General features: G+C 45.7%; 24 protein-coding genes and 2 pseudogenes. 10 read left to right on the top strand and 16 right to left on the bottom strand.

The features are described from left to right. Nucleotides 1-77: 77 nt before the first annotated feature. A pseudogene (locus tag QUB10_RS28950) lies at nt 78-1,058 on the bottom strand (RNA-guided endonuclease InsQ/TnpB family protein); the annotation flags it as partial. Nucleotides 1,059-1,302: 244 nt separating this feature from the next. Further along, a complete protein-coding gene (locus QUB10_RS34330; RefSeq protein ID WP_445299645.1) occupies nt 1,303-1,407 on the bottom strand; it encodes a transposase in 105 nt (34 codons plus the stop codon). Nucleotides 1,408-1,512: 105 nt separating this feature from the next. Between QUB10_RS34330 and QUB10_RS28945 the strand changes: the two are divergent. Then, nucleotides 1,513-1,660: pseudogene (locus tag QUB10_RS28945) on the top strand (IS1 family transposase); the annotation flags it as partial. Between the two features lie 100 nt (nt 1,661-1,760). On the opposite strand, the gene QUB10_RS28940 reads toward QUB10_RS28945, so the two are convergent. Then, nucleotides 1,761-2,453 carry a hypothetical protein gene (locus tag QUB10_RS28940; protein ID WP_333206668.1) on the bottom strand — a complete coding sequence of 231 codons (693 nt, stop codon included), beginning with the start codon at nt 2,451-2,453 and terminating at the stop codon, nt 1,761-1,763. Nucleotides 2,454-2,481: 28 nt separating this feature from the next. After that, the gene (locus QUB10_RS28935; protein WP_333206667.1) at nt 2,482-3,873 is read right to left on the bottom strand and encodes a GAF domain-containing sensor histidine kinase; all 1,392 of its coding nucleotides are present in this window, start codon (nt 3,871-3,873) and stop codon (nt 2,482-2,484) included. Between the two features lie 389 nt (nt 3,874-4,262). Between QUB10_RS28935 and QUB10_RS28930 the strand changes: the two genes are divergently transcribed. Further along, on the top strand, nt 4,263-4,586 hold the full coding sequence (locus QUB10_RS28930) for a DUF3155 domain-containing protein (RefSeq protein WP_006635576.1): 324 nt from the start codon (nt 4,263-4,265) through the stop codon (nt 4,584-4,586). An 84-nt stretch (nt 4,587-4,670) separates the two neighbouring features. Next, nucleotides 4,671-4,907, top strand: a complete 237-nt coding sequence (locus QUB10_RS28925; RefSeq protein WP_333206666.1) for a hypothetical protein — start codon at nt 4,671-4,673, stop codon at nt 4,905-4,907. Between the two features lie 42 nt (nt 4,908-4,949). Here QUB10_RS28925 and QUB10_RS28920 read toward each other — a convergent pair whose 3' ends face one another. The 3 genes from QUB10_RS28920 to QUB10_RS28910 all read right to left on the bottom strand — a co-directional run bounded on the left by QUB10_RS28920 (nt 4,950) and on the right by QUB10_RS28910 (nt 6,744). Then, complete coding sequence (locus QUB10_RS28920; RefSeq protein WP_333206665.1) at nt 4,950-5,483, bottom strand: cofactor assembly of complex C subunit B; 534 nt, start codon at nt 5,481-5,483, stop codon at nt 4,950-4,952. A gap of 320 nt (nt 5,484-5,803) precedes the next feature. Then, a complete protein-coding gene (locus QUB10_RS28915; protein WP_333139606.1) occupies nt 5,804-6,196 on the bottom strand; it encodes a PadR family transcriptional regulator in 393 nt (130 codons plus the stop codon). Between the two features lie 344 nt (nt 6,197-6,540). Then, the gene (locus tag QUB10_RS28910; protein WP_190657763.1) at nt 6,541-6,744 is read right to left on the bottom strand and encodes a DUF751 family protein; all 204 of its coding nucleotides are present in this window, start codon (nt 6,742-6,744) and stop codon (nt 6,541-6,543) included. A gap of 276 nt (nt 6,745-7,020) precedes the next feature. On the opposite strand from QUB10_RS28910, the gene QUB10_RS28905 reads away from it, so the two are divergent. Beyond that, nucleotides 7,021-7,896: a DNA adenine methylase gene (locus QUB10_RS28905; RefSeq protein WP_333139602.1), complete on the top strand. Its 876-nt coding sequence runs from the start codon at nt 7,021-7,023 to the stop codon at nt 7,894-7,896. A 225-nt stretch (nt 7,897-8,121) separates the two neighbouring features. On the opposite strand, the gene QUB10_RS28900 is transcribed toward QUB10_RS28905, so the two are convergent. Beyond that, a complete protein-coding gene (locus tag QUB10_RS28900) occupies nt 8,122-8,604 on the bottom strand; it encodes a PD-(D/E)XK nuclease superfamily protein (RefSeq protein ID WP_333139600.1) in 483 nt (160 codons plus the stop codon). A 27-nt stretch (nt 8,605-8,631) separates the two neighbouring features. After that, nucleotides 8,632-9,567 carry a metallophosphoesterase gene (locus QUB10_RS28895; protein WP_333206664.1) on the bottom strand — a complete coding sequence of 312 codons (936 nt, stop codon included), beginning with the start codon at nt 9,565-9,567 and terminating at the stop codon, nt 8,632-8,634. Nucleotides 9,568-9,670: 103 nt separating this feature from the next. On the opposite strand from QUB10_RS28895, the gene QUB10_RS28890 reads away from it, so the two are divergent. The 3 genes from QUB10_RS28890 to QUB10_RS28880 all read left to right on the top strand — a co-directional run bounded on the left by QUB10_RS28890 (nt 9,671) and on the right by QUB10_RS28880 (nt 11,854). Next, the gene (locus QUB10_RS28890; protein WP_333206663.1) at nt 9,671-10,702 is read left to right on the top strand and encodes a hypothetical protein; all 1,032 of its coding nucleotides are present in this window, start codon (nt 9,671-9,673) and stop codon (nt 10,700-10,702) included. A 181-nt stretch (nt 10,703-10,883) separates the two neighbouring features. Then, a complete protein-coding gene (locus tag QUB10_RS28885) occupies nt 10,884-11,144 on the top strand; it encodes a hypothetical protein (RefSeq protein WP_333206662.1) in 261 nt (86 codons plus the stop codon). 461 nt (nt 11,145-11,605) lie between these two features. Further along, nucleotides 11,606-11,854: a hypothetical protein gene (locus QUB10_RS28880; protein WP_333206661.1), complete on the top strand. Its 249-nt coding sequence runs from the start codon at nt 11,606-11,608 to the stop codon at nt 11,852-11,854. 54 nt (nt 11,855-11,908) lie between these two features. Here the strand turns inward: QUB10_RS28880 and QUB10_RS28875 are convergent, their stop codons facing one another. After that, nucleotides 11,909-12,031: a hypothetical protein gene (locus QUB10_RS28875; protein ID WP_333206660.1), complete on the bottom strand. Its 123-nt coding sequence runs from the start codon at nt 12,029-12,031 to the stop codon at nt 11,909-11,911. 64 nt (nt 12,032-12,095) lie between these two features. Here QUB10_RS28875 and QUB10_RS28870 point away from each other — a divergent pair, with 64 nt between their 5' ends. Together QUB10_RS28870 and QUB10_RS28865 are read left to right on the top strand one after the other, a co-directional pair. Continuing rightward, nucleotides 12,096-16,979, top strand: a complete 4,884-nt coding sequence (locus tag QUB10_RS28870) for a DNA/RNA non-specific endonuclease (RefSeq protein WP_333206659.1) — start codon at nt 12,096-12,098, stop codon at nt 16,977-16,979. Nucleotides 16,980-17,251: 272 nt separating this feature from the next. After that, nucleotides 17,252-17,752: a pentapeptide repeat-containing protein gene (locus QUB10_RS28865; RefSeq protein WP_333206658.1), complete on the top strand. Its 501-nt coding sequence runs from the start codon at nt 17,252-17,254 to the stop codon at nt 17,750-17,752. A 456-nt stretch (nt 17,753-18,208) separates the two neighbouring features. On the opposite strand, the gene mrdA is transcribed toward QUB10_RS28865, so the two are convergent. Next, the gene (gene mrdA, locus QUB10_RS28860) at nt 18,209-20,023 is read right to left on the bottom strand and encodes a penicillin-binding protein 2 (RefSeq protein ID WP_333206657.1); all 1,815 of its coding nucleotides are present in this window, start codon (nt 20,021-20,023) and stop codon (nt 18,209-18,211) included. Nucleotides 20,024-20,247: 224 nt separating this feature from the next. Between mrdA and QUB10_RS28855 the strand changes: the two genes are divergently transcribed. Then, nucleotides 20,248-20,607, top strand: coding sequence for a phage holin family protein (locus QUB10_RS28855; RefSeq protein WP_333206656.1), 360 nt, complete (start codon nt 20,248-20,250; stop codon nt 20,605-20,607). Nucleotides 20,608-20,883: 276 nt separating this feature from the next. On the opposite strand, the gene QUB10_RS28850 is transcribed toward QUB10_RS28855, so the two are convergent. The 5 genes from QUB10_RS28850 to QUB10_RS28830 all read right to left on the bottom strand — a co-directional run bounded on the left by QUB10_RS28850 (nt 20,884) and on the right by QUB10_RS28830 (nt 26,733). Continuing rightward, the gene (locus tag QUB10_RS28850; protein ID WP_333206655.1) at nt 20,884-21,558 is read right to left on the bottom strand and encodes an N-acetylmannosamine-6-phosphate 2-epimerase; all 675 of its coding nucleotides are present in this window, start codon (nt 21,556-21,558) and stop codon (nt 20,884-20,886) included. A 278-nt stretch (nt 21,559-21,836) separates the two neighbouring features. After that, complete coding sequence (locus QUB10_RS28845; RefSeq protein ID WP_333206654.1) at nt 21,837-24,386, bottom strand: ATP-binding protein; 2,550 nt, start codon at nt 24,384-24,386, stop codon at nt 21,837-21,839. Nucleotides 24,387-24,422: 36 nt separating this feature from the next. Continuing rightward, nucleotides 24,423-25,643 (bottom strand): IS110 family transposase, encoded by a 1,221-nt coding sequence (locus QUB10_RS28840; protein WP_333206653.1) that lies wholly within the window; start codon nt 25,641-25,643, stop codon nt 24,423-24,425. A 284-nt stretch (nt 25,644-25,927) separates the two neighbouring features. After that, complete coding sequence (locus tag QUB10_RS28835) at nt 25,928-26,467, bottom strand: hypothetical protein (protein WP_333156274.1); 540 nt, start codon at nt 26,465-26,467, stop codon at nt 25,928-25,930. 2 nt (nt 26,468-26,469) lie between these two features. Next, nucleotides 26,470-26,733 carry a hypothetical protein gene (locus QUB10_RS28830; protein ID WP_333156276.1) on the bottom strand — a complete coding sequence of 88 codons (264 nt, stop codon included), beginning with the start codon at nt 26,731-26,733 and terminating at the stop codon, nt 26,470-26,472. Nucleotides 26,734-26,760 lie beyond the last annotated feature (27 nt).

Here is a 26,760-nt window from a genome sequence, read left to right as displayed (position 1 = left end):
CCGAGAGTTCAGCCTTGTGGCTGGAAACGTTATGTACGGACTGATTACCGTGATTCACGTTTCAACGAATCGCACTAGGATTCTTCCTGCACAATTACCTTGATTCCCGCCAGCCGAGCTTTGTATTCCAACATCTCAATTAATCGAGAGTGAGGAATGTTGACAAAGTTTTGATTGGTTTGCTTACCTAAGTTAATTTCGGTTTTCCACTGTGCATTTTTCCCAACCACCAATGTCCCAATTTGCTTCGCTACCAAATGGTCAACAATCACACGACTAGCATGATGCAAGTAATTATCAACTTTTTGATGGCGACAACGAGTTAAGCGCTGAATCCTGGGTGAGGTTTGACGATTCCCTTTTAACTGGAATTGTAATCGGGATTTGCGTTTGTTGTAGAACTGGTTGATTGATTTCAATGGTCGCCCGTTAATCAACAAAGGGATAAATCCCGGTTGATTTGAAGTTAACGCCACTAAATTATCCAGTCCTAAATCAATACTAGCTACAGAGTTGGCATTGCTGATTGTGGACTCCGGTTCATCATAAATCACCTCAATTACATAGGAATCACATTTCGGAACCAGTCTAACTTGACAAATCTGGTTCGGATTGAGTTGGGTTTTAATTGAAAGTTCAGTGCCGGAAAGTTTGATAATTCCTTTCTTTAACTGTTTACTACTAATCGCTTGAATCGTGTAGACGAGAAGGTTTCGCCCTTTTGTCTTGTCTTTGTACTTAGGCAGTTTTGGACGACCCGTGAATTTTGAAGAATCAACTTTGTAAGCTTTAACGGCTTCAAAAAACGATTTCCAATTCTTGTCTAGCACCATCAAGATTTGCTGACTTACTTTAGCAGGCAAAGCCTTATATGCTTCGTGAGACTTCATCAATCGGTTCATTTCGTTATAACTGACATAACCCCATCCATAAATAAAGCTCTGACGAATGACGTAATTGGCGGCATTGTAGAGGTTTTTGGACTTGAAAGCTAGTTCGTCTATTTGGGCGAAACGGTGTGACGTTGATTTAATGATGTGCCTCTGTGTTAGTTGCATTTGAGACTTGCGTTTTTTGGGCTATGCGTATTCCTTGTTCAACACTCACAACAATAGAATACCATTATTGTTTATAATTGCTTATAAACTCAATGAAGTTTTACAATACCGGTTTTCAGTTGCATGAGAATAGGGTAATTGCTAATTCCTCATTAATCGGAATTCTGACAGAATTTTTTACCGCATCAAGTCCCTCCTTTTCTGGGGTGTGGACTTGATGCGGCTTTAGCCACATTCTTCTAACTTAATTGTGTTGGTTTTCAATATATTTTTTAACAATCTCTTCCGAGGCGTTACTAACTGTGTCGTAAAAATACAGTATATTCCATGTATATTTAGTACACTGCATTCCGTAGATAAGCCGAAAAAATGAAACTTTATGCGATCGAGTTTCGTAAAAAAATAGTTAAAGCCTATGAATCCGGTGCTACCTCAGTTAGGGCGCTGCTAAATTGTTGAGCGCGTAAATACAAGATTAACACATCCTGATAGCTCGTTTGACAGGAAAAACTTTTTGTTATTCTAAATCAGGCAACAAGTTGCTCAGACATTCCCTTCGATTATTAATTCACTCTCTAAAATTTGCTGAGCTTCCGATGCCATATCAAAATCAAAGAAATTATTTTGGTTTTATGCGATCCCCGGTGTTGCTTAGTGATACCCTAATTCAGCCAGGCCTTTTTTGTAATATCATCGAGGCGCTCAACGTTCTTCTCTCTGCTGCAAATGCCACCAAACTTCATGATGACAGACGTACCAAAAATACAGGGCTAAATTCAGAAGAGCTAATAATTTAGTGCCATCTTCTAACATCGCGTGTACTCCTTGATTTCGCAAGTGTAAAGGATCCGCAAACCGCGAGATAGCCAACAATAGGAATGCTGCGACTAATGGCAGGTAAGGAGTGGTTTTGATGTATCGCCAAAACTTAACTCCGTAAAGGAAAACTGCACTACCATAACACAAATAAATTAATTTCTTAGATATTCCCAACCGAGAAATAATCAAAGTCATCCGAAACCTGTCATCTAGGAAAAAGACTCCCAGCAGTAAAGCACTAAAAAATAAGAATATCCCCGATCGACTCCGCGGCTCTTTTTGGCGCAGCACTCCGAAAGTAAATGCACAAATTGCGACTGGGGTGCACCATAGGACTTCGGAAACTCCGGTGAGAATGCCTTCGTAAGGGAACCAGAAATTAAAAGGATCGCTAAACAGGCGTTCAACTCCGTCTCCCTGGTTGTTGAGTTTGGCGTATATGCTCAGCGCGCACAAAATCAGAATAGTCAGAATGTTAAAAGCAGCTAAAAACCGTACACGAAAAAAGTGTTTTTTGAAAACTTCTAAAGAAGTTGAAAACTTGGGAATTTTATCGAATAAAGGTAGATGCTTCATAAAAAATGTCTCCCAGCAATAGAGTTCGTTACTTATTCACGGGTAGCCAAACCACAAAGGTAGTGCCGCGATTGGTTGGATATAAATGAGTTTCCGCCGATGGCAGCCATTCAGGATTGACAGGGGAAAATACTTCTATTTCTCCTTGCATTTGGCGGACTAAATCGCGGGCGATCGCCAAACCCAATCCTGTGCCGGGAATTTCTGTCTGCGCTTTTTCTCCCCGGTAGTGCCGCTCAAATAAATGCTCTAAATCCTGGGGGGGAATGCCGGAACCTGTGTCGCTGACGGCAACTGCTATGGCAGGCAATTGGCTGTATCCTGCCCGATCGCCATCCCCTACTTTGTACCTGACTTTAATATAAATTTGGTGGCCGGCAGGGGTATATTTCAAAGCATTGTCAATTAAATTGCTCAAAACTTCGCGCAAAGCTCGATCGTTGGCCCAGACTGGTGGCAAATCCGCCTCCATGTCGGCGACCAATTTCAGATTCCTTTCAGAGGCGATCGCCTCGGCGGAATTTAACAGCGGTTTTAAGACTTCTGTAACAAAACAGGATTCCTTCACATTTGCCGCAGGTGACAGCGACAGAGGAGAATGCCGGATTGATTCCACATTGGAGATTGCTTTTTCTGAAGTACCCGATCGCAGTTTTAGATGTGATTCGCCGGTGTCAACAGTTCGATCGAACTGGCCAAGCAACTCTTGCAGCCGATCGCTCTCTCGGACAATACTAAAAGCCACATTGCGGTTTTTGTCTTCCGGTACCAGCCGCCGCGCTAACAGCTTGCCAAAAGTTCGCAACGCTGTCAACGGACTTTTGAACTGGTGCAGCAAATTGTGCATCGTGTCGTAAACCTGAGCCTGGATTTGCCGACTCGTACCCAATTCCTGCTGCATCCACTGCGATCGCTGGTCTAAAATGCAGGCTAGGGCTAAGGTGCGAGCAATTTGTTGTATCTGAGCCTCCTCTCGCTCGTTCCAAGGCCTGTCTTGCCGACCGCTGACTAGAAGTCCCATTACAGCTCCCTCGTGTATCAGAGGCGTCACAATTTGCATCCGCTGCTGCCACACATTCTCCGGGCCTTGGCACTGATGGGAAGTGCGCTCCTTACCCGGAAGTCGATCAGGTGCGATCGCGCCTACGGTTGATTCTTCCACAGGCACAACAGGCGGCGCCAGCAGTCGCGGTACTGGTTTTACTGTCGAGCTTTCGGAAGATTGTAACCTCAACCCCTGATTTTCTTCCGATTCGGCTGAGGTTTCTGGGTAAACTGCGATCGGCACCAACTTTGCTTCGCTGCCTTCTACGAGCTCTTGTGTCAGGTATACCGCGCTGAATTTCGCTCCCAAACTGACGGCGATCGCCACCTGCGAGCGGCAAAGTTTGACAAATTCTGAACTGGCTGGCATTAACATGAGCGCCACATTAAGATATCTAACGGAATTCTAAGTAAATTACAAATGATCGACCGCCGATTACTGATGAGAGACTTCTAGATTTCAGGTTTCTTGGCTTTGATAGAAGGCAGCTATGTTGAAGGCATGGGGCTTTCATGAACCCTAATTGCCCCGCCTCCCCGTCCGCGCAGCTTCCACCGATCCCCAAGCTGGGCTTTTGGCGGAACTTGCGGCCAGCCCTACCACAACCGTTACACTTTTGTCGATCGGCACGAATGTGAAGATTATGTCGATATATTAAAAACAGTTGATTTTTTGAGCTAGAACGGATATACTGGCCTCGGATTTGGTAGCTATCATTACAACCTGTCTGCTCATACTGTCTGCTCACAGAGGAGGTAAAGAAATTGGCCAGGAGACGCAAACGCAAGAGTCGCCGCCGACAAGAAGGACGCAGAATTTTAGAGTGTGTGCCTCAATATAGCATCGAGAGCGGCGAAGATAAACCCGTAACAGCGGCTCGCAAGTTCATCCATGCAGAAGGCATTGCTCCCCCAGCTTTGCTGTTAGTCAAGCGTAACGAGCATACCACTGACAGATACTTCTGGGCTGAAAAAGGTTTATTTGGAGCCCAATACGTAGAAGAGAACCATTTCTTGTTTCCCAGCTTAAAGGTGATGTTGGAAGCTACCACAGAAAAAATTCCTGTGGTGTCAGCCAGTCGCGCATAGCTCAAAATGTTTAGCTCAAAACATTGACGGCAATGTTTTTCTAAGTCTTTTAACAAAAGCGCGAGAGTTCTCATTGTCTGGAGAGTGCCAACTGAATTTTCTGCGAAAAGTCCTTACAAATTAGGGTATAAGGAGCCATCGCAACAGGCTAGATCGCAGCCCAAGGGCGATCGCCACAATTGGCACTTTCACGATAATGGTTTTTTTTTGACTGTTTTGTCGATCAATTTGTCGATCGAACAAGTGGATCAAAAAAACAGCCACGGGTTTATCAACGAGAGAGCCGCACTTGAGTTATCGGTTTGTCAGCTAGAAGTCTAACTACGGCATCTAGCATATCAAAAAACGTTCCGCGTCAAACTTTTAATCGATCGGCTTCAAATCTAAAGCTTTTTGCATGGCTGCTAGTTCATCCCGGTGAGCTCTGACAGTAACAAAGCTCTTGGTTTGGCTTCCCGACTCAGCAACTGATTCGAGTTTGAGGGAGACTTGCTCCGAACGTCCAGCTTTTTTCCAGTAAAATACCCCCGCCAGCGGGGACAGCATTACCAAAGCTAGGAAAATTTGACCCTGCTGAGGAACTAGCATTCCCAAAACCAGTCCCAAGCACAGAGTGCCACCTGCACTCAGCAGTGTTAGAAAAATAGCTAGAAACCAACTCGGCCGCACAAAACCCTCAAACGTGACTTTATAGTTGGGGGCATCGACGGCTGCAACTCGGTAAGCTCTCTGGGCAAAATACTGTTGTAAGTCGGTTAACAGTGACTCTTGGGCGCTCTCGGAAGCCAGCTTGACTTGTTCGATTCGATCTTTGACTGAAGCCTTGATGAAGAAAAACAAGCCAACAGCCAACAGTAGCGTCAGCACAAAGGTAGAAGGAAGAACAGCAGTATCCATCGGTAGAAGTTTGTGTAATTGAAATTATCTACTATTACTTTACAGAACTTTACATAAAAAAGCGATCGAGGACTTACGCAGACACTTTGTTATCAAAATTCGCAGAAAGCTTCTTCTGCAAGGCGTTTTGCTCTCCATCACCCAATTCCCCTATCTCCCCATCGTCGCTAATTCTCAAGTGACAATGCGTAAGTCCTGACGTAGTTTAGCTGCTTTAATCGCTGTGCGGCGGGCGATCAAGCAAAGCGAAGGCAATCAGGCAAATCGCTTTGCAAGTAGCGCCAGCATCTCCAGGGTTGAGGCATCCGATTCAAACTCGGCTAACCCGTCTGACCAGTTTCTAAGGCGCGGGAACGACGCTCTGACGCGCCGTTTCCCTGACCAATGTACTCATGCCAGAGACGAGCGAGGTCTTGAGCTTGGTGCCGCCACTCAGGGAGGATTTGATACATCCGGCGGGGGCGGCCTCGTCCTTCTACTTTTTTCCAGTAACCGGTGATTACGGCTTCATCTTCGAGGAATTTCAGAGCGCTGTAGAGAACGGTATCAGAAAGTCGGTAGATGGGGAATTCCCTCTCTAGTTGGCCAATCAGTTCTGTACCGTAGGAATCTCCGCGCAATAACACGGAGAGAATGTAACACACCGCTAGTTCCTTGTTTAGATAAACAGGAGGGGGGTCTTGAAAAAATTGATAGATATGTTCAAACTTCATCTGTCTTGTCCGCTGGAAACTCTCGTGATACCGTCAGGTTAACGGGAGAGGAAAGCGGGGCGGGGTGTGCCGCTTCCTAATGATTAAGTGGGACACCGGGGAAACAGAGGTGCAGTATTTCCCCAGTGAATGTTGATAGCCCCAAACGCTTGTCCTGCACTTCGGTAATGTTTGCCTGCCCCTTGGTTGAGCAGCGCGGGCGTAACTAGCGCAATTTTTTTCCTCTTCCAATGTATCGCAACGACTATTGTCAAGTGTGCGATCGCCTGCAAGAGTTGGCAGTTACTTGGGGAATTAGTGTGTTAACTGAATTTGCCGTTGGTGTTTGCGTTCAAGCGCAGGCTTTAAACCGAACTCAGGCCTAACATAGCCCGCAGTGTAAAAGTTAGAAAGACAAAAGTCGCTACAATCGAACTAATCAGGGCGATCGCAGTTGCCGGTCGATCGAGCAGGGGCTTGAGTCGCTCGAACAGGAAAAAGAAAATTCCCAGACATATCGTAATGAAAAAGCGCGGGTAGCGAGAGACGTTATTAATAAAATCTTGCATGAGCTTGGTGGGGTAAAGTGTTACAGCACAATCTTTGACTGGTAACACTTGTGAGCGAGTTAGACAATTTTGGCACAGCCGGAGCTAAATCTGCCGATCGGGCGCTCGGGCATTTTTGCCTAGGCTTAGCTGACATATATAATTCTAACGAAAACTTTTCGCCGATCGCTCCGGCACTGTCTGTTTAATGCCACGCGACCTCCGGTAAGAACTTCAGAAGTATTTCTATTGAGTTCTAGTTGTGATAAATATTAGAGGGCCGTTATTTCTAGATAAATGTCTGCTGCCGCACCTTCTTTCGTCTTGCCACGTCCCTTTCTGAAATGGGCAGGAGGCAAAACTCGGTTGATTGGACAATATCAACCTTATTTTCCTGAAAAGTTCACAACTTACTACGAGCCTTTTTTGGGCGGCGGAGCTGTATTTTTTTACTTAGCACAGCAGCACCCTGGTTTGCAAGCTGTTTTAACAGATATTAATCCTGAGTTGATTAATGCTTATCGCTGTGTCAGGGATAAAGTTGAGGAGCTAATTGAGCTTTTGTTCGATCACCAGTCAGAACACAGCAAGGACAATAAAGATTATTATTACTCGGTGCGATCGCGCTCCTACACAACAGATACAGAAAAAGCAGCACGCCTGATTTACCTAAATAAAACTTGTTACAACGGCCTCTACAGAGAAAACTCAAAAGGTGAATTTAATGTTCCCATAGGTCGATACAAAAATCCTAACATTTGTCAAGCCGATTTACTGCGATCGGTCTCATCTTTACTCGCGCCCGCTCAAATTGAAGTCAGAAAATTCGATGAAATTTTGGATTTTGCTACCAGCCGCGAAGACTTTGTTTATTTTGACCCGCCTTATTATCCAATCAGTGCCACCAGTAACTTCACCACTTACAGCCGGGATAATTTCAAAGAATCGGAACAGCTTAAACTGAGAGATATTTTTGCCCAACTTGCAGAACGGGGCGTGAAAGTTATGCTGTCTAATTCCAACTGCGATTTTATCGAAAAAATCTACCGCGATACTCAAGCTTTCCCAAATAAATCTCTGCCAAAACTAATTGAAATCTCAGCATCTAGGGGAATTAATTCTAATAGTTTGAAGCGCGGGAAAATCAAGGAATTATTAATACGTTCATTTTAAATATTATTTAAGCCAAGTCTATAATTAAGGAATGAGAATTAAATAACTTACAATGCGTGATGGTTCTTGTGGGATGGGCGTCCCGCCCGTCCAGAAAGGGCGGGCTATAAGCCCAACCCTACTCCCCACTTTCAAGAGTGTAAATTATTTAATTCGCGATCCTAAGCATATTTTGTAGGAGCAATACCTAGTTTCGCCAGACGCGGCAAAGTTGCGTAATTTCTGTTACAGATATTTGTTAGCCCAGGTAATAAAACCTTCTAGCTTGTGAACTGCCAACAGATTTTGATTGTCAGGAATTTGTTTTTTAAACCAGTCGATCGAACCTTGTCTCATACCATCACCGCCCACTATAACAATAGTAGGAACCCGATAGCAATTTTTTATATTTAAATTGAGGTAAGGATACTTCTCGTCTACTGAACCTTTGTCTTCTTGCCACTTGCACTCAACAATTAGACCCAGAGGAAATAAACCGCAACCAACAATATAAAAATCGACATTTATTTCAGTTTCATAGATACTAGACCCGATATAAACCTGTTTAGCATATCGCTTGGGATTTTCAGTAGAGATTAAGAGCCAATCTCGCTTGCGCTTTTTCGGCAACTGGGGGCATATTTCGAGATATCCGTGGCCTCTCAACGTACCTTCTACAGTTGTTTCTAAAACAAAACCAGTTTTATTGGCTCTAAAACCCCTATTCATTTTGTTTCCTCCTGAATATAATTTGAATTAAGCCGATCGCACTTGAATCACCCCTCTGTCAAAAACCCGTTTGTCAGTACCGATAGAACTGACAAACATCCGGTCTTCATAGACATCAAACGTCGCAAAACTTAGGCGGCTAGCAGAATACTCCGTCCACTCAGAACGCCCCACCGGACGAGTGCCCGCGCCGGCCCCACAAATTAAATAAGTCGTACCGTTAATCGAGCGAGTGCGTTCGTAACTGTGCTCGTGTCCGTTGATATAAAGCTGCACGCCGTACTTTTGAAACAAAGGCGCGAAAGTCTTAATAAAAGATTGATTAGATCCGTAGACGCCAGAGGAATAAATCGGGTGGTGGCCGAACACAACTTTCCAAGGTGCGGTGCTCTGACTCAACTCTTTTTCCAGCCAAACAAGCTGATTTTTCCAATCCGCATTGTGATTGGTATCTAAAGCAAAAAACTGTACTGGATCTCGCCGAAAAGTATAGTAGCGACCTTGCATATTAAAACCCGCATATTTAACTTGCGGATCGCCGTTAGCAGTGCGGATGTCGTGATTTCCCAGACAAGCATAAAATTTTACACCTTGCTGTAATAAGGGCTGATAAGGCCGCTCGAAAACAGCATTAATTTTTTCAATTTCGCCGTTATTGTAGATATTGTCGCCGGCAAGAACAGCAACATTAAAAGGGTTTTCCCGGTGATATTGCGCCATCGCCTCAGCCACAGCATACTGACCTTCAGCCCCGGTACCGGTGTCGGCTACCGAAATAAAGCGTAAAATAGGCGGTGAGGCCGGCAAAGGGACGATCGCCCTTTGGGCCTCAACGTTAGGAGGCACAGCAGCGTGGGCGTCTGTACCCCAGGCAGTCCGAAGCTGAAACATTTTCCAGACTCCGGCCAAACCTAAGCTGCTGAGACTGCCTAAAATTAGAAAGTGACGGCGTTTGATGCTCATTTTGATTCAGTTACAACTAATGAAATGATAAATTAAGGTTGAGATGGCTCAACTAAAAATTTATCGCTTTTAGATATATTTGCAACGCCCCAAGGCAGAGAAAATGTCAGAAGAACAACTAAACCAGTCAACTCCAGAACCCTCTCAATCTCCGACACCGGAGGTTGATTCGGCTGCAAAGTCTGCCCCCACTGGCAGCAAAACTCAAAATGCCAGCAGCGCGGTTCCCAAAAGTCAGACAATCAAAGCTTTGATGGCATCGATTGGGAATTTGGGAAAAAAAGGCAAAAAAGTACCAGCCGAACCCCCGTTGCAGCAAGAAAAGCCGATCGCGCCCACCGCTTCTGACTCAGCAACAGTAACTCCTCCCGCTGTTGCTGCGGAAGTTAACAGCGTGCCACCAAAAGTTGCTGTAAAAGTTGATAAAAAGTCTGTATCCCAACGCAGGGAAGGGAGCTTTTTACAGAACGTCGGTATACTTTGGCAAAGTATTGTGCGCCTAGTGCGATCGCTACTGCCACCATCTACGAACCAGAAGCTGTCCGATCCAATTTTAAACGCCGCCATAGCAGCAATTCTAATCGTTGCAGTCGGTTTAACTCTCAACAGTTTCTCGCCAAAACCGCCGGAGAAAGTAGCAAAAGTGCCTTTGCCAGCAGCGCAGCAGCCGTCGCCAACCTTTGATGATTTTATGGCATCGGGAACGCCGAAATCGCCAGAGGCGATCGTACCGCCAGCGCCAATCTCTCCTAAATTCAAAAGCAAGTTGCCCGATTTAGTGGCGCCGGAAAAACCGCAACCAGTAGAAATTATCCCACCGCCACCGCTGACGCCCGAACAGTCTCTGATTGCTGCGATTCAAAATCAAGTTACTGACATTAAGAATCGACTGGGCGGCGGTTTAGTTGAGTCTGTTAAAGCTAATTTTGCCAGCAGCATTTTGACAGTAAAAGTCGCTGCTGATTGGTACAAACTCAGCGAAGTTGAGCAAAATCAACTAGCAACGAAGATGTGGAAAGAAGCTAACTCACTCGATTTCAGCAAGTTAGAAATTGCGAATATGGAAGGCAAGTTAATAGCTAGAAGTCCGGTTGTTGGTTCGGAAATGATTATTTTAGAGAGAGGGATTAATTAGAATTTAAATAGTCTGTATCTGTACACCATCTTACCAGCCTTAAAGTCCAGGACGCAGCACCTAATCATGTAGGTGTGCACTGCACACCTTACCGCTGTTTATTTTGTTGAGGATATTGAAACTTTCTCAAACCCGACAGAATGCTACCATTAAATTAATTAACTTTGAGGAAAATTGAAAAATGACAATTTTAACTCAAGTCGAACAAGTAGAAATTGAATATGCCAGCAGCGACGGAGAACCGATGGCTGAAAGCGACATCACGCGCGATTACATGACTTACAGCGTAGAAGCTGTCAAGCTTTACTTTCAAGAACGTTCTGATGTTTACGTGTCAGCTAATTCTTTCATTTATTATGAACAAGGGAACAACAGGGAGCATTCGATTTTGGCAAAAAGCATTTTTTTTACAGTGCGAACTATTGAATATCTCGCACTCTAAAAGCCAAACAGAGATGCTCCCGTTGTTCCGTAATTTCCCGTCAGTCAATTTAAGTAGGCTTGAAATGCGAGCCTACAACAATCTAAGTATTTTGGCTGAGTAACGTACATTACTTTGATAAAGAATCTGTAAAATTTTAACAATTCAATCACAATTTATCAGTCAAACAAACTAACTAGCGCAGCAACCTTCACATATGCTCTGCTATTAAGTTGTTGCGGACACTGCCAGTTTCCCAGTACCCGACGGAAAATATCAGTAATTTCCGTGATTGACTTGCTGCCGAAAATACGGGAACATTATTCTTAATAAAAGCTTGGCAACTCAATAAAAATCACGCACTAAAAACTTGATTAAGTCCGAATCCACACATTCTTCTTGAATGAAGGGTGAAGCGCATCAATTAGTTAGTTTGAAACTATCACAAGCAAACAGCTCACTCGCATCTACGGAAATTAAACATGAAACTTGTTAAAGATTCACCTTTTAACTCTCAAGATCCGTTTCAGAATTTCCTCGCCCCAGAATTCGAGATTGATACCAAAAACTTACTCAATAGTCAAGCTTACGCCAGCAACATCTCAGAACAAACACTCCCTCCACTTCGGGCCGCTGACAACAACAATAGCGCTGAAGACATCGCCAGCTTTTCCAACTCCCTCAGTTTGAGTCAGAGCTTCCCCAACACAGATTTTAATCCTTGCGAATAAAAATAGCGCACTGGATGCTCTGACTGGGGAAATTATAGGTAAAAGGGATCTCGACTATTCCGACAAAGATGCTTTAATCGGCGAAAGACGCGCATCCCAACTCGCACCAACAGCTTCTAATCCGAAAGCACCTCCCATCATCCAAAGTGCCGAACTTAAGTTTACAGACAGCAACAATCAATCTTTTCCCAACAATCAACCCGTTCTCTTCATCACGGGTACTAATGTATTAGTAGATAACTTGAGCGACCCGTTAGGCAGCCGATTCAGCGACTTAACCGTTAAATTTATCGTAGGCAGACAAGCTTACGAAGGAACAGTTTTGACAGACAAAAGTCGCAAATTGGCAAACAATCAATTTGAAATCGCCGTTCAAGTTCCCAACACCTTACCGTTAGGTGAATCCCGCATCGTCATCAGCCGCAAGCAAAACGAAAAAGTTAGCCCAAATCCCTCAGAACCAGCCAAAGAAGTTAAATACGATAGCAGTCCTTACCGAATAGAAAACAATACAGAATACATCTTTGGCGCGCAGTGGACAACAGATAAAATCGCAATTATTAACGGTGCAAATCCCGAATCAGTCGTCACAGCTACTAATAGCAGCGACTTGTCGATTGCCAGCGTTTCTGTAGGCACGGATGATATACTCGATCGACCGCGAGAACTAACACTCACCAGTGACGGCAGCCGTGCTTATGTAGCGATGGATCGTTCCGGGCGCATTGCTTTAGTCGATCCGATGACCAGGCAACAGGTAGACACTCAGCCGAATACCGCTGGTATTAACCCGATAAATTTGCCCAGCGGTGCAGAACCTCGATCCATAGTCCTAGACCCCCGCGACCAATACGCTTACATCGCAGACGGAAAAATCGGCAGCAACTCCATCTACGTTCTCGATATCAACCCGTTTTCCTCAACCTATCACCAAGTCACCCAAACCATCCCAGTCGGTACAGCCCCAAGCGGTTTGCGACAAATAGCCATTAGCAGCGACGGCAAAAAGCTGTTTGTTACCGCACCAAACGGCTCGAACAGCAAAATTTACGCTGTTAACATTGACCCCAAAGACCGACCCAGCGACCCCAGTCAAAACTCTAAAAAGTGGAATCAATTAATCGGAAGTATCACAGCCGATGAAGGAGTACAAGGAATAGCAAGCACCGTCAATCCCTTAGCCATGACCTTTACAAACAGTGGGAAAGATAGCAAAGGATTTGGGGTATTGGACATTACTAATAATGACCCGGTGAGTTTTGCTGCTACCACCCGATATACAAATTTAGGGCTGGGTTCAACTTTTGATTACTTCGATGTGAATGAGGGAGTTTCGGTAACGGTTTTACCGGATGCTAGCTATGCGTTTGTTGTGGGTCGCAATGCGGACACGAAATTTTTCGGTCAGGAATTGCCCAGCGTGGATGGAGACCCGCGGGCCGGTAGCAATATCGGCATTATCAAAGACCCGCTGACAAATCCGCAATTAGTAGCAGCAACTCGACCAATTCCCGACGGATTTGCTACTGATTTAGCGCTTTCAGGTAATAGCAAGTACCTCTATGCTTCCTATCCCAATTTGAGCGGTGCTAATGGCAAGGTGTATGTCTTTGACACTGAAGAATTCGTGAAAACAGTGACAAACCCCGGTCAATTTCAAATTGATGCTAAAGGTAGGGGTGTCGGGCTGCCTTTGTTTGACACCACTACGGCACGAAATGCTACGGTTGCTGACCTTTCCACAGTGCCGATCGATAATATTAACCCAGCGGTTAGTGTTGCTGCCGACTTCCAGATTCTGACTGATGCGAACAACCAGTATACTTACGGCGTGCCGCCTGGTAGCAAGCGAGCTCCCGTTGCTGCGACTAACTCTCGCGGTTTAGCCGCGACACCGCTGGATTGGCTGGATTTAACTGGGCCAGGTGAGAATACAATAAATGACTTGACTCCGACTTTTGAGTGGAATTTCAGCATTCCTGATTCCCAAATACGCGAAGTTAATTTGTTTGTAAGTACCTTCCCCGAAGGTGAGGGTCTGTTGCCTTGGGACCAAGTTGTCAATTTATCTGAAGTGCTGCCCGATTCCGACCTAACTCAAGAGGAAAAAAGACAATTTTTGAGTTCTCCGTGGCAAGAGTTTGATGACTTTAATCCCAACCGCATTCTCACAGCAACTTGGAAGCCTTCTGGTGGCTGGGTTTGGAATGGAGGTGACAGGTTTGGAGATAACAACAATTTTACCCTCGATCCAGACCGGACTCTCACAGCAGGTCAAACCTATTATTGGGCTGTCGAAGCAATAAACACTGAGGGAGAGCGAAATCTTGATTTTGGGGAGTTTAATACACAGCTAGAAAGCTCTCTTTCTCCGTTCAGAAGCGTCACTGTTCTCACTCACGGTTTTACACCTCCGATAGTTGCAGAAGCAGTAATTCCTCCTAACTTTTTTGACATCGCAAACAATATCGCGGATGCAGGGGGTGGGGGTTTGATTATTCGCTACGATAAGGGTACAGGTTTCTGGGTTCCTGTCGATAAATATGGGGCTGTGATGCAAGACTTCCCCGCAGGTCAAAATCCAGAAACCACAACAAATTACCTCGAACAATTAGCTACTTACATATCTGACAATTACAGCGACAAATCTTTAGTGCTTCTGCCTGATTGGGCTCAAAACAACGAATCAAGCGTGCCTGATTCTGGTTTTACAGAAGGTGCAGCAGATGCTTTCTACGCCTCGCTGGTGCAGTTAGACCAAGCTTTGGGCGGAACTATTGGAGGACTCGATTCTCAAGGGAGGCCGCGCTTTTACGACAGCGAAGGGAAACTGATTCGAGAGCAGGGTGACTTGTTCGACTCTCCCATGCACTTTATTGGCTTCAGTCGCGGAACAGTTGTTAATAGTGAAATTGTGCAGCGCTTGCTGACAGCATTCCCCTTGGCAGGCGGAACAAATGAATTCGGCCGTGATTTTCAAGTAACAACAATAGACCCCCACGACTTCGATCAGGAGAGTCTTTCGCTGGTGGGGATTGGAGGGTTTAGGAACTTCTACGAGCCAAAAGTGCAAACTTGGGAAGGCATTACATTTGCCGATAATTACTACCAAACTACAGCCAATCCGAATGGTTTGGGGTCGTTGACTCCCAACGGTCGAAATATTCCTAACCTTCTGCCACCAGAAGATACTAGCAATCAACCCGGACTTCAGTTCCCCAAAGATGAAGATGGCAATCTCCTCGGTGTCCCCGATGTAGTCGAATTTTTGGGAACTCGTTCTGAGCAAACCGGCCGTGTTGACAGTCGGGCGGGCTTCACCCGACAAACCGATGCTATTCCAGTAATTGGGGGCGGTTTGGGTGCTACTCACGGACGAGTTCTTAATTGGTATTCCGGCAGTGCGAATCTGGGTTTAACGGATTCGCAACCCAGCTATGCGGTGGATTGGCTCAAAGATCCAGTTTACCGCCGTCGCAGCGATGGAGGTTACGAGGTGTTGTTCGATGCCGACTTCTACGATACTAATCCCAACCGCGTCAATCCTTGGTACACCCCAAATCATACAGATGCAAACTTTGTCCAAGGTAGCGCTGACGCTCCTTGGGAAGGAATTGGAACCGGATGGTTCTACTCTGTACTCGGTGGCGGTGAAACTTTGCGCCCAGAAACGCAGCCGCGGGTTCCACTAAGTTTCGACAATACTTACAGCGGCAGAATGCGCGGCGATGATGCAGTTCCTACTTTGTTTAACGGCAATTTTGATGCTGTTACCGATCCGTTTGGCGGCAATTTGAGCCAAGTTCGCAGGAATATTTCTAACGCTCTACCTGGGTGGTCATTCCACAACGGTCAATCCAATCCAAATATTGACTTGGTTCAAAATTTGGAAGATGTAAAGTCCATCAAAGGGAAAAGCGAACCAGACTATGCCTTCAAATTAGGAAGCAACGGAGTCAAGGACATTGTTCACAATCGGTTTGTTGTACCCGACTGGGGTGCGTTGCGATTTGATCTGCATACTCCACAGTTAAACGCTGGCAGGATCAAAGTCTCTTTGCAAGCAGTGGATGGTAGCACGGCTGGTGTTTCAACTACTATCAATTTGGAAGCAGCTCAAGGTCAAACCAATAATACAACAGTTTACCTGGCGGACACTCGTAAGATTGGCTATGGAATTAAGGGGTTTGAAACTTTTACCCTAGATGTGCCTGAAAACTTGCGGGGTAAGGTGGCGACTCTCACGTTTGAGTCAGAGGGCAATGGCACAGCTTTCCTTGATAATGTCTTCTTTAAGAGTCAGCATCTACTATTTGGGAATCCAAAGCCAGTGAATCTATCGGGTAGCAACCGCCAAGAGGCACGAACGGATGCGATTAACTTCGCCGATAACTATCTGTTGGAGAAGCCTCAGTACACTCTCTCATACAACAACAGTACCAAAAATCCAAATTGGGTTAGTTATCAGTTAAATAGTTCGTGGTTTGGTTCTGTAAGACGACTACCCAATAATTCGTTCATTTCTGACGAAACCTTGCCTACAGATTTTTATCGAGTGCAGCCAACTGGCGATATCATCAATAATCGCGCTAGCGATCGACAGCGTTATGAAAGAGGTCATATAGTTGCTCAAAGGGATCGGTCACGAACAGAGAAAGATGCCCAAGCAACTTATCTCATGAGCAATATACTTCCACAAAACGGAAAAAATAATGGTGGTGTATGGGCTGAACTCGAAGCTTGGACACAGAAAATTGCTAGCTCTGGTAAAGAGCTTTATGTCATCGCTGGTGGTGAGGGTGAACGAGCTACCTTAACAGCTTCCGATGGCTCTCTGATTCGTGTTCCGTCTAACTTGTGGAAAGGGTTTTTGATCCTGGATCAACCAGGTCAAAATCCTCTGGATGTGAAGTCAAATGCTATGGCGTTTGCCTTCTATGTCCCGAACGATGACAGTGTGCCTACAAAAGATTTGTTCAACATCAATAATTTCCGAAATATTGACTGGCTTGAAAACCAGATTGGGTACGATTTTTTCTCTAATATTCCAACGGCTGAACAAGCGGTTATTGAGAGCAGAAGCATAGCGGACATCCAACAATGGATTAACAACAACAGACCATAAGCTACTCCTCATATCAAACCCGGAAAGATTAACCACAGTACCGAGGGAACAACCACGGGGGGTTTGCCCCTACTGAACTATGTGCATTTAACCGGATTTGATATCACCCTCCACCTGCTACCTTGATTTTATGGGCGGTTGAGGGGAACTTCTGTATAGATAAGTGCCACAGAAGCAAGAATCCGGTGTCTTTCCAGAGCCTATCAAGTGTCAACATCGGACTAATAGTTTACCTTATTCTTGAGTAATGGAGATTTAGGAGAAGACGACCTATGAAAGGATCGCTATTTACTGAAATGAGTGCCTCCGAATTGCTCGAACGTTATGCTGCTGGCGAGCGAAACTTTGCTGGGATTCGTGTTAGTGCGTTCATATATTTGGAAGGAGCAATCTTGAGCGATGCCAATTTTTCCGGGGCTGTTCTGCAGGGTTCGATGATTGGAACTGACTTCTCTCGAAGTTACCTGATTGGAGCCGAATTGGCTGAAGTGTCTCTGGAGAACGCCATCCTGCAACATACCCGCTTGGATGGAGCTACCCTCGCTCAATCGATCCTCGATCGAGCTGACTTGACTCATGCTTGTTTAGTACGTGCCGAGTTGGATGAAACCCTGGTGGAGAAGACCAACTTCTATCGCTCTAATTTGTTCGGTGCTTCCGGTGTAGACATCGAATACTGGCTGGAACAAGAATGTATTTTCTGCCACACTATTATGCCCGATGGCAGTGAGAGGAATGATGGGTGCCAACGTCTAGGTATTTGTGTCTATTAATTCACTTGGAGCCGCTGTTACAGCGACTCGTGAACTTTCTTTATATTATTAAATCAAACAACGTAGGCGGGAAAACTTGCTAGGCCTACCAGGCTCTTGACTTTTAATAAAATTGAACTAATCTTCATCTTCATTAATACTGCATTTACTAAAGAGCAATATTAGCCGATCGCCCTTTTACCGCCTTTTACCCCTTTGAAGACTCACAAGGAAGAGAACCTGGGACGACTGGCAGCGGAGTCAACATTACGATCGCTCGTAACTCAACTATTAAATTCTGGAATGAGTCTGGAACAGGTAGCGCAAATGATGAATTTATCGACCGTGGAAGTGAGACGATTGGTAGGGGAAAACTTTTGATCGATCGCACTTTTCCAAGATATCAAGAATAGTGCGATCGAAGTAGGGGACAAAATGAGAACAGTCAACAGCCAACAGTCAACAATTAACGAATGACTAGAAAGGCTTATTAGTAGGTTTAAAACCCTGCTTTTGAAAATAGGTTCGGAATACCTCTTGAGCAATTGGTGCCGCCGATACAGAACCAAATCCGCCGCCTTCAACTATAACTGCGATCGCCACTTCCGGTTTGTCAGCAGGAGCAAAACCCACATACATAGAATTGTCAGGATGACCGGGCATTTCCACCGTCCCAGTCTTACCAGCACTTAAAGGAATAGTACCATCATTCAGGCGTTTGCCAGTACCTTTTTTCACCACGTCAATCAATCCCTGGCGAACAACATTCAAAGTTGCAGGCTTAATACCTGTGGGAACTTTTTTGGTAATAGGAGTGTTGGTTTGAGAAGCCAATAAATGCGGCTGAACTCGATAACCGCCATTAGCAACAGTTGACACCATCACAGCCAATTCTAGGGGAGTACAAAGTACCAAACCTTGACCGATCGACATGGTTACTGTATCGCCAACGTACCAATCTTCACCATACATTTTCTGTTTCTCTGCGGGTATCGGAACTTGACCGTGATTGGCGGATTCTAACCCCAAAAGATCTAAATTAATAGTACCGCCAATGCCCATTTTTTTAGCTGCTTTCGCCATTTCTTCGGGGCCGGCAGCCATGCCTACTTGATAGAAAAACGTATTGCTGCTGTAGGCTAAAGCATCGCGGAAACCGATAACGCCGTAACCGCCGCTGTGTTCGTTAAAAGAAATTCCGCCGATGTTAATTGACGAAGAAGTTCCTAAAGTCGAGTCAGGAGAAAACTTGCCAGACTCCATCCCGGCTATAGCAGTGACAATTTTAAAAGTGCTACCGACTGGATAACCTTGAACTGCTCGATTTAAAAACGGTTTTTCTGGCCCTTGCAGTCGATCCCATTCTGTTTGAGTCACCTTGCGGGTGAAAATATTGGGGTCAAATGTCGGCCAACTAGCCATTGTTAAAAGAGCTCCGGTTTTTACGTCGATCGCCACAACTGCACCCAGGCGCTCGCCCAAAGCTTTTTCCGCAGTTTTCTGCATATCTAAATCTAAAGTTAGCTGCACCGGTTTGCCGGGAATAGGGTCTTTTACACCTAAATCTTGGATTTCTTCGCCCTTAGCATTTACCTCGATTAAACGGTTTCCCCAAACGCCCTCTAAAGTTGAATTGGCTAATTTTTCAACTCCCATTTGACCGACGAGCATCCCCATCGGATATGCAGGATTAGCTTTTAATTGCTCTAAACTAGCTTCGCCGACGTATCCCAAAAGGTGAGCTGCTAATTGCTGGTGGGGATTGTCTCGGCTCGATTCTACGCGAATTTCAACTCCCCGCAAAGTATTAGCTTGTTCTCCCAAAGCGACGAAAGTACCGACATCGATATCCTTACTAATTCGCACTGGCAGGGCTGATCTGTAGCCTGCTCCATCGATTTTTTTGATAATTTCGGCCGCGGGAAGTTTGACGATCGGGCCCAGTGTAGCGGCGATCTCTTGCCACTCCTTGGCCGATCGCTCTTTTGGCCACACATAGACCGATCGAGATACGCGGTTGGCCGCAAAAATTTTGCCGTTGCGGTCTAAAATTTGACCCCTAGTCGCTGGGACTGAAACAGGGCGAATGCGGTTATTTTCCGCCCGTTGTCGGTTGTAGGCTCCCTGTACCAGTTGCAGTTCGGCTAGACGAAATATCGGTAGCGCCATCAAGGTAGTGACGAGCAGCATAAAAATCATAACTTGGAGCGATCGGCTGCGTTGCCGTGAAGCATTGTCCAAGCCATTTTTGTCGAATCGGACTTTAGAGTTAAAAGAAAAATCGCCAGCCATATTAATTAATCTGCTCTTTTTATTCAACTAACAGGTTGATACGGTTCTCATCCGGATGATTGGGCAGATGATTACAGGGATTATAACTCCTAACTCTTTAGTAACAGACATAAATTCTGTCGATTGGCAGACGAATCAGCCGGATTGTTTAATTAAGCTATATAAGATGTATGTTAAATATCAAGTTTTTTTGACAATTCAACTGTTAAGGAGGTAGGGGCGCTGTGGAACCGATCGATTTTTTGATTGCTTGGCTGGTCACGGGCAGCAGCTTGCTGCTAATTTCTAAAATGCCGATCGGCGTAGAAATTGACAGCACACCGAAAGCAGTAATTTCCGCTGCGGTTTTGGGAATGTTGAATGTTTTAATTTTGCCCATTCTGAAAGCAGTTTTTTTCGTGCCGAACCTACTGACGCTGGGATTGCTTTCCGGCGCGTTTGCTTTTGTCATGAATGTGATTGTTTTTGCCTCGGCGGCGAAGTTAGTTGAAGGATTTAGTTTGCGGATGGGCCTTTGGAGCGCGGTACTGGGGGCGATCGCCTTAGCTGTAGTTAGCAGCTTTATCAACGGCGCACTAATTTAGCAACTTCCCCTTATAAAGGGCGATTGAAATCGCCCGATATTTCCCACCCTTACCTTGCGCGTTTCGTTTCCCTACAAGCGATTTCAATCGCCGAATATTTTTTCTCCCTTCTTCCTTCAATCCGTTACATCCGTTACATCAGTTACATCCGTTAAACAATCCGTTGCCGAACTTCCTTAAATCCGTTACATCGGTTACATCCGTTAAACAATCCGTTGCCGAACTTCCTTAAATCCCTTACATCCGTTACATCCGTTAAAAAATCCGTTGCCGAACTTACTCCCCCATCAGCGACTTATAGGCTGTCACCTTAAGATCAATCCCAGTAATATCTGTCCCCACAACAACAGCCGCCGCTCCTAAATCCAAGGCTTTTTTAGCCATTTCCGGCCCCGATATCCCGCCTTCGCAGATAACGGGAACCTTAAGCTTTTCTACCATTTCCGCAAGCAAATCAAATCCCGGTGGCGAGAATTTCTCCGTCTGGGGAGTGTAGCCAAAAAGAGTAGTTGCTACAGTATCTGCACCAGCTTCGGTTGCCGCGATCGCAGCTTCTATTGTATCTACATCCGCCATCACTAATTTGCCCAATTCGCTGTGAATTCGCGCGATTAATGTCTTTAAGTCTTCGCCGCGAGGACGGTTTCTCTCAGTAGCGTCAACGGCGATAATATCGGCTCCAGAATCGGCGATCGCCCGCGCGTCTTCAAACCGAGGAGTAATGTAAATCTCGCATCCCGGCAATTGCTGCTTCCAAATCCCAATTATGGGAGCGGATATCTGTTTTCGCACTGCTGCAATGTGAGCCGGAGTGTCAATCCGCACCCCCGATGCACCTCGATTGATAGCGGTTCGAGCCATTGCCGCAATTACGATCGGATCGTGCAGCGGCGAATCAGCAGGTGCTTGACAAGAAACAATTAATCCTGTAGGAATTTGACAATAAATCATGGGGAATTGCGGATGGGGAATTGGTAATTGGAAATTACAAATTATACCAGTTCAAAAAAAAGAATGTAACTGTAGACCATATCCCAACCCATATCCAATGAGTCAATCGATTTTAGATTTTAGATTTTAGATTGATCCCACGGATAAATGCGGGGGCTTGAGGATTTTCTATTTTCGATTTTGGATTGATTCCAGGGATAAATCACGTGGCGGTACCACCTTTGAAATTCGTGGTAATTCCCCAATCTAAAATCTAAAATCTAAAATCCAAAATTGTATTACCCATTACCAATCCCAGCCATTAAAGAAATAATTTTGTCCAGCAATTGCTCAGGGTGAATCGGTTTAGCCAAACAATCGTTAGCTCCCGCAGTCACGAAAGATATCTGATCTGGCGGAATTTCATTAGCGCTTAAAGCCAGAATTTTGATATTTTCAGTAGCGGGTTTTTCGCGCAGTTGGTGAATTATTTCGCAGCCATTCATACCGGGCAAACGCATATCGACAATCACAGCATTGGGCTGCAATAGTTCAATTTGTTCCACCGCCGCCGAACCTTCAATCATCCACACCACTTGCAGTCCTGCGACTGTCAGGATATCGCAAATCAGCATGGCAGTTTCTTCTTCTTCTTCGACGAGCACGAGGCTGCCCCGCAATGATGAAGAATGCAGCGGTAAAGATGAATTCGATTTTTCATATTTAAATTTTGTGGATTCATCTTTGGTTAGAGTTTGGATGGGTATAAAAACGGTAAAAGTAGAGCCGACATCAACTGTAGAGTTGACTTCGATCGCGCCGCCGTGAAGCTCTACTAACTGTTTAGTTAAAGCTAATCCCAGACCGGTGCCGCCGTATTCGCGGCGGTAGGGGGAATCCAACTGCTGGAATTTTTGAAACAAAAGCGATCGCTGATTTTCGGGAATTCCAATGCCGGTATCTTTGATTTGAAAAACAGCGGTGCTGCCAGCAGGTGCAGTACCGGGCTGCCGCACTGCCGGCGTTCGATTTTTATCTTCTGTCACCCAAACTCGCAGGATGACTTGCCCGCCTTCGGGAGTAAATTTAATCGCATTTCCTAAAAGATTGAATAGAATTTGTCTCAAGCGGCGCGGGTCAGCGGTGAAGCGATCGCACTCTTGTTTGATCCGCTGTTCTTGCACCAGTTGCACGCCTTTAGCCGCAGCTTTTTCTTTAAGCGCGTGCAGGCTCTGAGAAGCTAATTTAGAAAGTGAAAATTCACTAATTTTCAATACTGCTTTTCCCGCTTCTACTTGCGATAAATCTAAAATATCGTTAATTAATTCTAATAAATGGTCGCCGCTGTCTCGGATAGTTTGCAGGTACTGCCGCTGCTTTTGCACTGGCACTTCTTTGCTGCCAACTTTGCCGTAAGACCACCGCAGCAGCGTGTCGGAAATGCCGATGACGCAGGTGAGAGGAGTCCGCAATTCGTGGCTCATAGCTGCCAAAAATTCGCTCTTGGCGAGGCTGGCAGACTGGGCGGCAACCAGTGCATCGCGCAGTTCTCGCGTGCGCTCTATTACGCGCTGTTCTGAGGTGCGCTTTTGCTGCTGGACTTGTGCATAAAGTTCGGCTTGGTAAATGGCGATCGCCAAATGTTCTGCTATTTGTCGCAAAAATGTTTTTTTGCTTTCTTCCCACTCGCGAAAAGTACAGTGGTGGGCAATTAGCAGCCCCCACAAGTCGTCTTGAACTACGATCGGCACTAGCAACTTCGCCCGCACCTTGGCCCGCCGCATCAACTCTAAAAAACAAGGTTGCGAAGAGTAAGTTGTTTCCACATCCGCAACGCACAAAGCCAAACCTTTGCGATATTTCTCTCGGTGAATGACTCCATTGGTAAAACACTGCGCGTCTTCACTAAAATTCAGTACAGACGAGATAGTATCGTTAGCTAAAGCTTCGTAAGTTACACGACCTAAATACAAGTAAGACCCGGAATTTTCTATGATTTCGCCCGACCCAGAAACCGCCGCAGGTATTTCTTTAGCTAACTCGCCATTGTGCGGTGCTGGCACTTTTTCAAATTGATAAATTAACAGGCGATCGACCTCCAAAAACTCTCGCACTTGCTCGACTGCTTTTGACAAAATTACAGGCAGTTCCAAACTCTGGCGGATTTGAGTTGTCACCTGATTCAAAAGTCGCTCTTGTTCAAGCTGCTGCTGCAAAGCATCTTCCACTGGCTGACAAAATGAAATGCAGGGACTGACAATTTGTAATTGATTGACGGCTTCAGCAATCTGGCTCTGTAGCGTTTCTGGATCTATAACTTTGGGTGCGGATTTTCCCTCTATTTCTGTTTGGCTGTGTAGGGGCAGGTGATTATTTGGGCTGGCATTGGCCGCGAGAATATCCAGCAAATTTAGGGTAAATTCGCTTTGAAGAACTGCCGAGTTGGGCTGTATATTTTTAATTGCTTGTTTGAGGGCGCGAATGTCAATTTGCCACGAGGGTGCGGGCGTTATTTCTGCGAGTTTTTCGGCGAGGGGAGACAGGAAATTGGCGATCGCCCCAGGGTCGAAAGTCAACTGCACATTCAATTGCGAATAGAGATTTTTTTCGCTGTGCTTGTGTCCGTTTGTTGCGAACTCATCTAATAGATTGCCCCGCAGCAGCGCGCTAAAATGCTCTGATACCACTGCTGCAAACCTTTCCGACGAATTTTCCAGATTTTGAGAATCCGCGATCGCATCGTCGGTCAGCCAAATCGCCCCAGGGAGTTCAGCCATTTGCTGTAACAACTGGTAAGCAGCCTCAAAGGTTGCTAGCGGCAAAGTCCGATTTAAGGTTTTTGGTTTCACTCTAGTAATTATTCCTGCTGGATTTTAGATTTTAGATTATAGATTTTGGGAGTGAACAAGCTCGCGCACCAGTTCTTTGAATAACAGCTTAACCGCTTTAGCTGCCACGCGTGATCGCACCAACCGCACCGGTCGGCCGCTGGCTTTTTCCTCGTCCATAATCTCGCCGAGCCGATCGCCGATGTCGTTACCTATGCGAGCGCGTTTTACCTCGACTCTGGTAAAAATCCACTGCCAAAGAGCACGGCGGCATAAATCCGAACCGCCAACAACTTTAGATTTTTGCAAGTCGCCGCTTGATTCTTGCGACGGCGCGTATCCCAAAGCCTTGCAAAACCTGCGAAGTGACAAGTGCCGCTTTGTCGGTTTGCCCGATCGCCTTCCCTTGCGAATTTTGATATCGGGTTTGCCGTCGGCGGCGAGGTAATTTTCAAAGGGGAAAATTTGCGACAAAAGCAGCGCTTCAACGCGGCGGCCGAAACCGAATTGAGCGAACACTTTCCGGTATGGCAAGAACTGCGGCTCTGCCACCAATTTAGAAAGCTCAAATTCAAGAACCATTTCTTCCCGCTGCAAGTCGCAAATTCTGGCGGCGTGTTTTCTTAAGTCATCGGTTATTCCCAGTCCGATCGACCGATCCAACAGCAAATCGTATTTAACTGACTGTCGCTCGCCGCATAACCAGCCCCAAAGCAACGGCACTTTTTCACCAGACCGCAGCGATTTAATCAGCGCCGCTTCTGGAAACTGCCACGCTAAATCTTGGCGAGCACGATTAATAATCGGACTTTGCACTCGGTTAAGGTGCGCGAGCCGGAGCACCAGCCGGCGAATTTGTACGATTGTGCGATCGCGCGTTTGGACAAATCGGCGCGGTGTGTCGATGTAATCCCAGCCATAAATTGCAAGGGCAAGCGCGTCGGCGTCGTCGTCTTTGTCTGGCAGTCCAAGGTGATGCTCCCGAAAACTTCTTAACTCCTTATGCCCGACTAGCCGCACTTCTACCCCCGCCCGTGCCAATTGCGTACCCCAGAGGATTTGGTAGTTAATCCCTGTCGGTTCCATTATTGCGATCGTGTTTTCCCGATCCAATTCCGATCCAATTAGTGCAAGTAATTCATTAATCCCGTGGGCGGTAGCAGCAAATTTGTGGAAATTGTAGCGGTAATAAAACTCGCGCGGTTCGTCGATTTTTTCTGATATTAAGCAGCATGAAACCGAGGCTTTGCTAATATCCAAGCCAATAATTTGAGTCATTCCATTTTTTAGGGTGAGGTTTCCAAATCTCGCAGCAGCAGCTTATGAATCACCCAAAGGCCACATGAGCCTACTTCACTCTTAAAGCTTCTAAGTGCGCGAGATAAACAATTAATTGGCGGCGACCGAGCTTATGAAACCAAAAAAGCCGTTACAGCTTGATTCAATCTGAAAGCCCTAAATCGCGCCTTTTTAATCGGCGGTTCGGGTTGGAATCGATCCGCGACTCCCCCTTAATAAGGGGAGTTTCGGCCGCTGATTCCCGGCGGCCATCATCAGGCGGTTTACTCTTGAGTTAATCGGTTGTACTCAGCCTCTGCTAATTTGTACTTAGCGCTGCCTCCCTTGTTAACTCCCCACAATTCAAAGATTATTTTTGCTTTGCCGTAACCGCGCGCTTTTAATTGCAAAATGCGTTCTAGCTGTTCAGACTCCTCCTTAGTTAATGAGTTTTGCTCAGAACGTTCTAGCCGTTCTGGTTCGTCACAAGTTAGTGCCATCAATCGTTCTAGCCGTTCCACTTCGTCGGAACGTTCCGGCGCGCCGTTCAAAATTCGTTCTGCTTCCTGCTGGCGTTCTTGCTGGGAAATATACGCGCTTGTTGAAATTTCATCAATAACGTCGGCAGTGATTGCGCGCGTTTTTATGGTTTCAATTTCTAGCTCTTTAGCCAATTGGCGGGCGATATTTCCAGCTTGCACGGCGCAAGCAATAGCTGCACAGAGGCTCAATCCTTGCAACGATTTGTGCCAACTGATGCGCTTGTCAAGCGCTGTGAGAGGTGTCAGCCACAAAGTCAGCGCCGTGCCTGAAATTATGAACATTTTTAACTGCATACAAACACCCCTAGACCAATTAACAGCATTGCCAAAATTCCAATTAACAAAGCTTGAAAATCAGCAACTGAGATTTTGAGCAAATTGCTTACAGAATAATCGAGCAGCCAACTCAATCCCCAAGCTATTGCAATTACGGCAAGCAAACACAAAACGGCGCGAAGTGCGTTCGGGTGCAGCGACGCTAACCAGCCTAAAAAGCTGGCAGCGATGCACCCGCTAAGAAAATAATTAGCCAAGTACATCGCTCGCATTAGTTATTTCCCCCGGTGAGTTTGGCA

Origin of the sequence: Microcoleus sp. B5-D4, assembly GCF_036705145.1 — a bacterium.
GTDB lineage: Bacteria > Cyanobacteriota > Cyanobacteriia > Cyanobacteriales > Microcoleaceae > Microcoleus.
Note: the sequence above shows the minus strand (reverse complement) of the source record. Positions and strands in the feature narration are given on the sequence as shown.

Coding starts and splice junctions, on each gene's coding strand:
- QUB10_RS28850 (WP_333206655.1), bottom strand. CDS start 21,558: ATGATTTATTGTCAAATTCCTACAGGATTAATTGTTTCTTGTCAAGCA.
- QUB10_RS28885 (WP_333206662.1), top strand. CDS start 10,884: ATGACAATTTTAACTCAAGTCGAACAAGTAGAAATTGAATATGCCAGC.
- QUB10_RS28830 (WP_333156276.1), bottom strand. CDS start 26,733: ATGCGAGCGATGTACTTGGCTAATTATTTTCTTAGCGGGTGCATCGCT.
- mrdA (WP_333206657.1), bottom strand. CDS start 20,023: ATGGCTGGCGATTTTTCTTTTAACTCTAAAGTCCGATTCGACAAAAAT.
- QUB10_RS28895 (WP_333206664.1), bottom strand. CDS start 9,567: ATGAGCATCAAACGCCGTCACTTTCTAATTTTAGGCAGTCTCAGCAGC.
- QUB10_RS28900 (WP_333139600.1), bottom strand. CDS start 8,604: ATGAATAGGGGTTTTAGAGCCAATAAAACTGGTTTTGTTTTAGAAACA.
- QUB10_RS28920 (WP_333206665.1), bottom strand. CDS start 5,483: ATGGATACTGCTGTTCTTCCTTCTACCTTTGTGCTGACGCTACTGTTG.
- QUB10_RS28905 (WP_333139602.1), top strand. CDS start 7,021: ATGTCTGCTGCCGCACCTTCTTTCGTCTTGCCACGTCCCTTTCTGAAA.
- QUB10_RS28840 (WP_333206653.1), bottom strand. CDS start 25,643: ATGACTCAAATTATTGGCTTGGATATTAGCAAAGCCTCGGTTTCATGC.
- QUB10_RS28940 (WP_333206668.1), bottom strand. CDS start 2,453: ATGAAGCATCTACCTTTATTCGATAAAATTCCCAAGTTTTCAACTTCT.
- QUB10_RS28915 (WP_333139606.1), bottom strand. CDS start 6,196: ATGAAGTTTGAACATATCTATCAATTTTTTCAAGACCCCCCTCCTGTT.
- QUB10_RS28935 (WP_333206667.1), bottom strand. CDS start 3,873: ATGTTAATGCCAGCCAGTTCAGAATTTGTCAAACTTTGCCGCTCGCAG.
- QUB10_RS28865 (WP_333206658.1), top strand. CDS start 17,252: ATGAAAGGATCGCTATTTACTGAAATGAGTGCCTCCGAATTGCTCGAA.
- QUB10_RS28890 (WP_333206663.1), top strand. CDS start 9,671: ATGTCAGAAGAACAACTAAACCAGTCAACTCCAGAACCCTCTCAATCT.
- QUB10_RS28910 (WP_190657763.1), bottom strand. CDS start 6,744: ATGCAAGATTTTATTAATAACGTCTCTCGCTACCCGCGCTTTTTCATT.
- QUB10_RS28835 (WP_333156274.1), bottom strand. CDS start 26,467: ATGTTCATAATTTCAGGCACGGCGCTGACTTTGTGGCTGACACCTCTC.
- QUB10_RS34330 (WP_445299645.1), bottom strand. CDS start 1,407: ATGCAGTGTACTAAATATACATGGAATATACTGTATTTTTACGACACA.
- QUB10_RS28880 (WP_333206661.1), top strand. CDS start 11,606: ATGAAACTTGTTAAAGATTCACCTTTTAACTCTCAAGATCCGTTTCAG.